At 46.6% G+C, this 9969-nt stretch carries 5 protein-coding genes; 2 read left to right on the top strand and 3 right to left on the bottom strand.

Annotated elements, in window-relative coordinates:
- Window positions 1–258: 258 nt before the first annotated feature.
- Together smc and JNN12_07405 are read left to right on the top strand one after the other, a co-directional pair.
- Window positions 259–3834, top strand: a complete 3576-nt coding sequence (gene smc / locus JNN12_07410) for a chromosome segregation protein SMC (protein ID MBL7978153.1) — start codon at window positions 259–261, stop codon at window positions 3832–3834.
- Window positions 3835–4147: 313 nt separating this feature from the next.
- Window positions 4148–5977 (top strand): right-handed parallel beta-helix repeat-containing protein, encoded by a 1830-nt coding sequence (locus JNN12_07405; GenBank protein ID MBL7978152.1) that lies wholly within the window; start codon window positions 4148–4150, stop codon window positions 5975–5977.
- A gap of 18 nt (window positions 5978–5995) precedes the next feature.
- On the opposite strand, the gene JNN12_07400 is transcribed toward JNN12_07405, so the two are convergent.
- The 3 genes from JNN12_07400 to JNN12_07390 form a co-directional block, all read right to left on the bottom strand.
- Window positions 5996–6562, bottom strand: a complete 567-nt coding sequence (locus JNN12_07400; GenBank protein ID MBL7978151.1) for a pentapeptide repeat-containing protein — start codon at window positions 6560–6562, stop codon at window positions 5996–5998.
- A gap of 24 nt (window positions 6563–6586) precedes the next feature.
- A complete protein-coding gene (locus JNN12_07395; GenBank protein MBL7978150.1) occupies window positions 6587–7702 on the bottom strand; it encodes a CapA family protein in 1116 nt (371 codons plus the stop codon).
- Between the two features lie 177 nt (window positions 7703–7879).
- Window positions 7880–9952: a hypothetical protein gene (locus tag JNN12_07390; GenBank protein MBL7978149.1), complete on the bottom strand. Its 2073-nt coding sequence runs from the start codon at window positions 9950–9952 to the stop codon at window positions 7880–7882.
- Between the last annotated feature and the right edge of the window lie 17 nt (window positions 9953–9969).

Here is a 9969-nt window from a genome sequence, read left to right as displayed (position 1 = left end):
CCATTGAAACACAAAAATAAACTATTTTTCAATGCCCGATAACAATTTTGGAATCAGGCTAACCAGTTACAATTTTTAATATGATTATTGGTGGATAGAGAATAGATTTTCTATTCGTCTTTTTTGTGAAAAGGCTTATTGTACTAGACGGACTGTCACTACATACGCAAACATGTCTGATACTGAAGTGTTTTTCACGCCTGCGAAGAACTGGGAGTAGTATATTGACGGTCTTGTTTGCTTCCGCTAAATATCGCTATGTATTTAAAAAGGTTAACCTTACACGGTTTTAAGAGTTTTGCTCAAAAGACCGAGATTCATTATCATCCAGGTATTACGGCCATTGTGGGGCCAAATGGCTGTGGGAAGTCGAATGTCATTGATGCCGTTCGCTGGGTTTTGGGTGAGCAACGAGCGCGGGCTTTGCGTTCCGAAAAGATGGACAATGTTATTTTTAATGGAACGGCCAAACGTCGGGCCTTGGGCTTGGCAGAAGTATCGTTACATATCGAAAATAACCGAGGTATCTTGCCATTGGAATACAGCGAAGTGGTGATCACGCGACGGCTGTACCGGAGCGGGGAGTCGGAGTATTTGTTGAACAATGTGTCGTGCCGCTTAAAAGACATCACGGATTTGTTCATGGATACAGGGATGGGGGCTGGTGCCTATTCGGTGATTGAGTTGAAAATGATCGAGGAGATCTTGTCGGAAAATGTAACCGAGCGCAGAAGGCTCTTTGAAGAAGCGGCAGGTATTACAAAATACAAGATTAGGCGGAAACAAGCCCTTCAAAAGTTGGAAAGCACGCAGCAAGATCTGGCGCGTGTACAAGATTTGGTGGACGAATTAGAGCGGCAGGTGCGTTCCTTGGCAAATCAGGCAGGAAAAGCCCGGAAATATAAGCATTTAAAGGATCGGCTTGCGGAGCTGGAAACCCAGTTAGCCCTGAGGGAATTTGGGCGTTTACAAACAGAAATTGCCCAATATTCGGCACGAAAGGTGGACGTGGAACACACTTTGACAGCCCTTCAAGGAGAACTGACCACATTTGAAGCCCAAGTGGAGCAGCACCGCCTTTATCTAACCCATCTGGAGACGCATTTAGCTGATTTACAACAAAAACGGGCGGCACATTTGGATGTAATCCGTAAAGCCGAAGCCGATCTGCGTGTGGAAAAGGAGCGCCATATACAAGCCGAACGCACCCTTTCGCGGTTAAAAAATGAGGCTGTAGAAGCTGATATGCGGCACGAACAACTCCTTAAACATGTAGCGTCGTTGTCTATGGCACTCGAAGCCGCTTTAGAAGTGTCTGTAGAACAGGTACGTGAACGGGTCGAGGCGCAAAAAAAACAACAGGATGCACAGGCTGGATATGAACAAGCGTTACAGGAATTGGAGGGATTGCGGATTGCAGAGCGTAAAGTGGCGCAAGAACGTTCTTTTTTGCAAGCGGAGTTGGGGCGCTTGGCGAATAGGTTGGAACTGATGGAAGGCGAGGTTGCGCGTTTGGAAGAAGACCGACAGGCATATCAAGAAAGTCAGGTTTCGTTGTTCGAGAAAACGCAATGGGTTGCGGAGTCGCTTGAACAAGCCCAAAAAGCCACTGATCAGGCCCATATCATACTTACCGAAGGAGAAAAGTTACACGAGTTAAAAACGGCTGCCCTTAATGAAGCACAACAAATGCTCCGTATAACCGAGCAAAAGGCATCGGCCTTGGGAGCAGAAGCTAAGTTGTTGGAAAATTTGGTGGCGAGTTACGAAGAATTTTCTCAGGCAGTACAATTTTTGGCCAAAAAAACTGATTGGAGTGCTGCTCCACCCCTAACGGTTTCGGATGTCTTGGCGTGTGATGTGGCCTATCAGGTTGCCATAGATGCCGCCTTACGAGAATTTGCAGGATGTTTTGTGGTATCATCAGAAGCAGAGGCAAGTGCTGCAATTGCGCTGCTAAGGTCGCAGGGCAAGGGTCGTTCTGATTTTTTGTTGCTCAACCGATTGCCAAAGGAGGCAGTTGTGCCACCAATGGTGGATGGGGCTTTGTCTGCTGTCTCTGTGATTCGGGCGGCGCCAGCTTATTCTGTATTGGCTCAGGTATTGCTGGGAAATGTGTTTCTTGTCGAGTCGTTCGAACAGGCCCAAGAACTGGCGTCGAAACCCCAAGGAGCAGGGTCTTATCTACGCTTTATGGCACCCACTGGCGAATGGGCGGATACAAACGGAACCCTTCATGGAGGGAGTAAAAAACATGCGCCCGCTACCGCCAATCGGCTGGGTAGGCGTGAACGTTTGGCCCAAGCACGCGAAGAATTACACGTTTTGGAACAACAAAAACAAGAACAAACAGGGCAATTCCGACAAATTCGGGATGAGTTGGCAGGGATAAATTTACCCTTATTACGGTTGGGCCTTCAGAAAGCAGAACGGCAACAAACCGAAGTGGAAAAAGCCAGCGAGCGTGCCCAATTTGAGCACTTGGCCTCGGCCAAACGAGCGCAAGAATTGACTGTGCGGATCGAATTGTTGAGGGCTGAGTCCGCAGAAATCAGGAATAAACATACCGAAAAAGAAGCGTTGGTTCGTGTTTTCCAGGGGCAAACAGGAGAGGCTGAAACGCGACGCCAAGCGGCTGAATTGGTTTTTAAATCTGCTGAAGCCCAGCAACGCATGGCCGGGCAAGCGCTGAACGAAACCAATATCCTGGCCATTCAGGCCGAAAACCATGCCCAGAACCTGAAAAATGAACTTCGCCGGAAACAAGAAGAGGCGGAAATGCTTCGTCGGCGGACACAAAACCGACAGGGTGAGATTGCCCAAGTCCAAAAAAGTAAAGAGACCGCTACCGAATTACAAGCCCAATTGGAGACAAACTTAGCTGTCTGGTATGCCGAAAAAACGGAACAAGATGAGGTGGTTCACGAAGCGGAATTGAATGTGGTGCAGTCACGTGGGGCCATTGCCGCCGATGAAGCACAAATCCGTGAAGTACGACGCAAAAGAGATGACTTGCAACGAGAAGAAAACCGGATCGAAGTGCAATTGGCGGAACGTAATACCCGCCTTGAGGCATTGATCCAGCGTACTATGGATGAGTTGGGTTTGGAACTTGCGTTGTCCATTGAAGAAGGAGACATGTTGGTCGTAAACAAGGATATAGACGACGTATCGGCAAAGAAAGAAGTGGCAGAACTGCGTCAAAAGATACGTTCTCTTGGGGCGGTGAATGAATTGGCTTTAGAGGATTATGAGCGGGAAAAGGAGCGGCTTTCCTTTATTGAGGACCAACAAAAGGACTTGAAGTCTGCCGAAAATACCTTGCTTGAAACGATACAAGAGATCAATCAAACAGCTACACGGCGCTTCAACGAAACGTTTGCCGAAATCAATCGCCACTTTCAATCTCTCTTTGAAGGCCTGTTTCATCCCGGGGATACGGCACAACTGCTTTTGGATGATGCAGATCCGTTGGAGGCGGGCATAAAGATTGTGGCTAAACCACGAGGCAAACAACCTTCTGGTATTTCTCAGCTTTCTGGTGGGGAAAAAACCCTAACCGCCATTGCGCTGCTGTTTGCCATTTATTTGGTGAAACCCTCACCTTTTTGTATTCTTGATGAAGTGGATGCGCCGTTAGACGATGCGAATATTGAACGCTTCATGCGGTTGATCCGCCAATTTGCCGATACCACACAATTCATTTTGGTGACGCATAATAAATTGACAATGGAGGCTGCTGACCGGATGTATGGCATTACCATGCAAGAAATGGGGGTCAGTAAGGTAGTACGTGTGTCTTTCGAGGCGCAGGAAGAACAGGCCATCTCGTAGTGGATATTCCGACGAGCCTTATGGCTTTGCGGTTTTCCAGACAGTAGGTGCATAAAATCCGATTACCACGTATATTTTTCCATGGTACCGATCTGTTCTCGCAATAGAAATCGTAATAATTAATAGATCTTAACTTGTTAAAGGTTCTCGGTAGTGGCCTTGCGGATCTTTGGAGGGCCAAGAGTTTTACCGAACATATAGCTGTTCCTGTAAAATCTATGTCTTTAATTACTTACTTATTTGTAGTAATTTTTATGACTTTATATGGGGTATTTGATCCCTGAAACTTGTCTTTATCCAATCACGATCATTTATGAAAACGCTCCTTTACCCAAAGAGTTATCTTGTTTTATGGATTCTTCTAATGCTCGAAGTTCCATTAATTCATGCCCAAACATCTGCTTATGCTATTGGGAGTCCTCTTGTTCAAGAGGTCTTTGTCTCACCTTCGGGCAACGATGGCGCTGCGGGTACATCGGTAGCGCCGCTTCGTACATTGACGGCTGCTTGGAATCGTATTCCGACCTCTACCCCCTTGACCATGGGCTACCGAATTCAGCTTCTACCTGGGACGTATCCTGAAGCAAGCCTGCCAAATTACATGGAAAAAAAGTATGGGACGTATGCCTTTCCAGTGATCATTCAAGCCGCGCAAGGCCGAGGAACGGTGACGTTGCAGGGTGACTTGAATGTCTTTGATTGCCGCTATTTATACTTAATGGATTTGCAAATCATTCCAAATCCATCAGGAGATGTCTTGCATTTTGAGCAGATACAATATGGTTTAATCAGAAATAATTTCTTTCAATCTGCTTCAAACGGAAGCCGAGCGGCTCATGAGACCGTGAAGATTAATCAGTCCCAATATATTTATATCGAAGATAACGACATTTCGGGCGCTGATGACAACGCCATAGATTTAGTGGCAGTACAATACGGGCATATTTTCCGGAATAAAATCCATAATGCGCAAGACTGGTGTTTATACTTGAAAGGAGGTTCGGCGCAGTTTACCGTGGAGGCCAACGAGGTCTATAATTGTGGTACCGGGGGCATTACCGCAGGTCAAGGCACAGGATTTGAGTTTATGGTATCTCCTTGGTTACATTATGAAGCTTATGATATCAAAATCATCAACAATATAATACATGATACGGAGGGTGCAGGACTGGGGGTGAATGGGGGATATAATATATTGATGGCACACAATACCGCTTACCGGACTGGCTCCCGATCTCATGTCTTAGAAGTGGTTTTTGGTGGACGGAGTTGTGATGGAGATACGGCCAAGTGCAATGCCAATCGGGCCGCTGGGGGATGGGGGTACGATCCTTCCTTTAATTTTATTCCAAACCGTAACATCTTTATTTACAACAATCTATTCTATAATCCTTTGGGGTTTCAATCACAATGGCAGCACTTAGCAATACATGGCCCAATCACACCACCTGTTGGTAGCAACGTCCCCAATCCTACCCTGACCGATGCCAATCTTCAGATAAAAGGAAATGTTTTCTGGAATGGCCCTTCCACGCATCCCCTTGGGATCGGTGGAAGTGGGGATGGATGTGCGGCTTCGAACCTGACTTGTAACGAAGCGCAGTTATTGGCAGACAATGTATTTAATGTCTTTGAACCACAGTTGGTACAGGCTTCTGGTGGAGATTTTCATCCGGTTCCTGTGAGTAATGTAACTACTTATGCGACGCAATCCATCCCCGATTTTCTGGGAGGGGATGCGCCCACAACGCCTATCATACCCGTCGGAAATCTCTCGAATGGGGTTTGGGGAGATTACGACGGTAATGGTCGTTTGGCACGTTCTACCGTTGGTGCTTTTGGGTATCACCCCAGCACTGGGATAACCGATGAAACGCCTGCCTTATTTGCACTTGGAATGCCCTATCCGAATCCAGTTGGACGTATAGCAAATGTTGAACTTTCTTTACCCAAAAGCCAGTATGTCCGATTAAGTATTGTGGATGCCTTAGGACGTACACAAAAGATGTTGTACGTGGGGGTAATGGCTTCAGGTGTACAGAGGATACCTTTTGCAGTGGATGGGTTGTCTAATGGGTTCTACTTTTTGCGCTTAGCACAAGGGCATTCTGTTGTACATCGTCGGTTGGTAGTTAGTCGGTAGGGCTACTGTGTGCGGGTTTTAATTAATTTTGAGGTCATATTTTCGTAAGAGCCCAGCAAGATTATCTGCCGAAAAACGTGCTTTTTTGAGGTAATTTTTTTCTGGGTCAATGGAAAAGTGATAGGCAGATCGGAAGTCCGTTCCTGCAAGATGGGTCTGTTCAAAAGCAGCATCTGCCAAGTTGGTGTTTTTAAATACGGACTTTTCTAAATTGGTTTTGAGGAAAAAAGCGCCTTCAAGACTACACTGATCAAAAACGGTTTGTTTGATAACCAGGCCGTTAAAACACGAAAAATCAAGGTTGCAATTTTTGAAACTGAAAGAGAGCAAGAAGTCGTTGCAGGTGTCGAACGGCATGCCCAACATCTTACAAGCAATAAATCGGGTCTCTCGAAATACCGTTCCATTCAGTTGGGCCATGCTCAGGTCGCAGTCCTCAAAGCTGCAATCGGAGAACTCGGCACTGGAAAGCATGGCATTGGGAAGGGTACAGCCGATAAATTGACAATTTTCAAATTGGCCACGGATTCGGCCCTCTGGGAAGTGGGTGGTGTGAAAGGTTTGGTCTTGAAAAGAAGCAGTCATGCGATTACAAGTAGGCAGATGTATTTAGTTTTTCCGGATGATTCCATCGTCCCCGATTTGGATTGGTGCTTCCGGAATGTCTTGTTGGGTAAGGGTTTGGATTTCGCGGAGAGCACCTTGGGCAGGATCTGGTACAGGTTCCCCCTCGCCAATTTGTTTGATGGAAAAAACACGGGCAGACAAGAACTCGCCTTTTTTATTGACGAAAACCTTAATAATGGGCGCCATTCCGGAAACGCCTTTTAGATTGAAGCGACCATATGTGGCAAAATTTCCCAAACTATAGGCAATAAATCGGTTTTTATAAAGATCAACCGCGCGGGTAACATGAGGGCCGTGTCCAAAAACAACATCTGCACCCGCGTCAATAACTGCACGGGCAAACGCATAAGGGTTTCCTCGGTTCTCGCCAACGAATAGCTCGTTTTTTCGTGTGATGTTTCGTTTACTGGCGCCTTCTGCCCCCCCGTGGAAAGACACAATTACGACATCATTCTTTTCGGCAAGTGCTGCTACGATACGTTTTGCATTGGGAATATCATTAATATTAACGGTTCCGTTATTGGGGGAAAAGGCTGCAAACCCGTATTTAACACCATTTTTTTCAAAACTGGTACTGGGGTGGCTTAGGAGTCCGGCAAATTTGAGGGGCGTTTTCTCGAGTTGACGAACGGTATTTTCTCGTCCGATATCGCCAAAATCCCCTACGTGGTTGTTGGCAATGCTCAGGAGGTCAAAACCCGCTTCTACAAAATATTCGATGTAATGATCTGGTGATTTAAAAGCGTAGCACAATGCAGGATTGCTGCACTTTTTCATTTGGCCCTCACCTGTTAGGATCACGCCTTCTAAGTTACCAAATGTAAGGTCGGCGTCTTGTAACCAGTGTTGAACGGGTTTAAGCAAGTGTCTTCCGTCATTTGGGGGCAAAAAACCCGCTGGAAAATTTGTGCCTAGCATCATGTCTCCCACGCCTATCACCGAAATCGTGTCGGAAGGGTTACGAAGAATAACGTCTGTTGCTAAAGAAGCTACGGATGCAGCAGGGATTGTTTTGATCTTGCCCAAATTCTGTTCTTGCTGGCAACCCATCAATACCAAGAGGCCCACCAAGAGGCCATTCAGAAGCATTAAACGCATGTAATCGCTGGTTATAGCAAATTGCAGCAAAGGGGCTAAAGCCTTCCTTGAACGCAAATTTGCTGGTTTGTAATTTAAATCCGTTAAGAACAAAATACGGTACAAGTGGAAGATTGAAAACCCATGCTTCCATTTATACCGTATGTTGCTTGGTCGGATACAGAGGAGTTCGGGCCTTTAGCGTTGCGCCCAAACAAGTTTACTTTTCACGCTGAGGTTCGGACCAATGGCCTCCACTTGATAATAATACGTTATCCCGCTTTGGGTTTTGGTATCTACATACTCTGTTGCCGAGCCCGTCAATTGGGCAATGGTTTCGACGGTGGGGTTTTTACTGGAATAGCGTAAAATGCGGAACGTTTCTACAAAGCCATCTGGTTTCCAAAATACACGGATTTTGCCTTTGTCGTTCGCAGCCACCACATCTTTTGGGGCATAAGTCTTAACAAAGGGTGCACTGGGCGTGTTGTCCACTTCAATTTCGTCTGAGGGTTCACTCAAAAGACCCTCAGACGATTTAGCAAGTACACGGTACTTTGCTTTGCCTTTGATGTTTTGGTCTAAATAAAGGTAACTGGAGTCTGCCGAGACCTCGATTAGGTCTGTAAAACCCGTACCGTTATTACGTTGAAGAACAAAACTGCTCATCGTGCGGGTAAAAGGAGGGTCCCACATCACTTCCACGCCTTCTGGTTTTTTGGTTGCATGGATAAAAGAGGGCTTTTGGGGCTTTACGGCCTTTCCACTCATGCCTGCAACCGCGATAGAAGGTTTGCCTTCAATGCCTCGCCCATCTACGGTTACAATGCGATACCAAATGGGATAACCCGGCTTGATAAAGTCTGATTTATCCACCCAAAGGGTATCGGAGGTACGGTTTTGAACCAATTCAAAGCCATTAGTAGCGTCTTTAATAGAACGAAAAATCAGATAGCCAATGGCATCTCGGATAGGAGACCACGAAAGTTCGATGCCTTCGGGGTGCGATTCGGCAGTCAAGTCGGATACTGGCAAGGTAGGTGGGTTGTCCACCCAAGTTGCTTGGGCAATTTCAGATTGGGCCACTGCCACTTCCGTTGAATCCGATTCCAGTGCCAAAATGCCATAAGCATACGGAATGCCGGGGGTGGGCGTGGTGTCTATAAAACTACGCGCATCGCCTGTGAGGGGTTTTATCGTGATGCGGATAGGTTTTTCTTCTACGCTGTTGCTTTTGAGTCCTTGAATATTGGCTTCGAGGGCTGTTTTGGCTAAGGGCTTGCGAATAACATGAAAAGCGGGTGCGCCCATATTTTGCGCCATTCGCCACTTGATTAAAATCCCTTCTCGGATGGACTTGGCTCCAACGCTATCTGGAGCTGCCAGTATTTTATAGGCAGGAATGGCGACCGAAACTCTTTCGGAGGCTTCACTCAGGTTATCGGCTACGTCGCTGGCTTTAACAGTATAATAATAAGTGGTTCCTGTTTCTATGTTTTCATCCATAAAACCACTGGTAATCGGATTGCCTTCTTCGTCCCGTAAAAGAACGATTGGGTCGGAATTGATACGGCGAAATCCGTATTCAGGCTCTTCGCTCCGATACACATGATAGTAGAAAGCGAGGTCGGAAATAGAGGGTTGCCAATCTAACCGCACCGAACCATTGGCATATTTTATCATTAAGTTTGTTGGGGGGATGGGAGGGGCAACTGTTTCTGGTAAAACGGTTCCACGTAGAACGGAGGGGGACTCTAAACCAGTCTCTGAAACCCGTACTACGCGGTAACTGTATTCCACCCCCTGTTTTGCGGAGGCATCCCAAAACCGTAGCCCCACGGCTTCTGGCAAATAGGGATCCAGCAAGGTAAGAAACGAGACTTTTTCATCGGTATTTTCTGCGAGGAAGTTCCAGATGGTGGTTGCGTCTTCGGTCTGAAAGAAATCTTGCCACCGTTTAAAATGACGGGTACCTGCAAAATTTTGTAGGGCTTGTGCAGTCGGTTGTAGGCCAATAGGAGTGGGGTTTAGCCGTACAAAGTTCGCATCATTGGGGCCTTTTCGCTGAACGACATAGCCAATCCAGCGTTCCTGGCCTTGTGGTTTCGCAGTGGAGAGGATTTCACTTTGCCACCAAAGAATGATGCCGTTTGGCCCTCTTAGAATAATGCCGGTACCAACCAAGTCTTTCACCTTGGCTTGCGCGGTATCTTGGGCTTGCGCGTCGAAGAACAACATGCACCAAAGCCCTAAAACAAGTATGTATTTCATAAAAGAACGTGTTTTCA

The sequence above is a fragment of the Bacteroidetes Order II. bacterium genome, assembly GCA_016788705.1.
Taxonomy (GTDB): domain Bacteria; phylum Bacteroidota; class Rhodothermia; order Rhodothermales; family UBA2364; genus UBA2364.
Note: the sequence above shows the minus strand (reverse complement) of the source record. Positions and strands in the feature narration are given on the sequence as shown.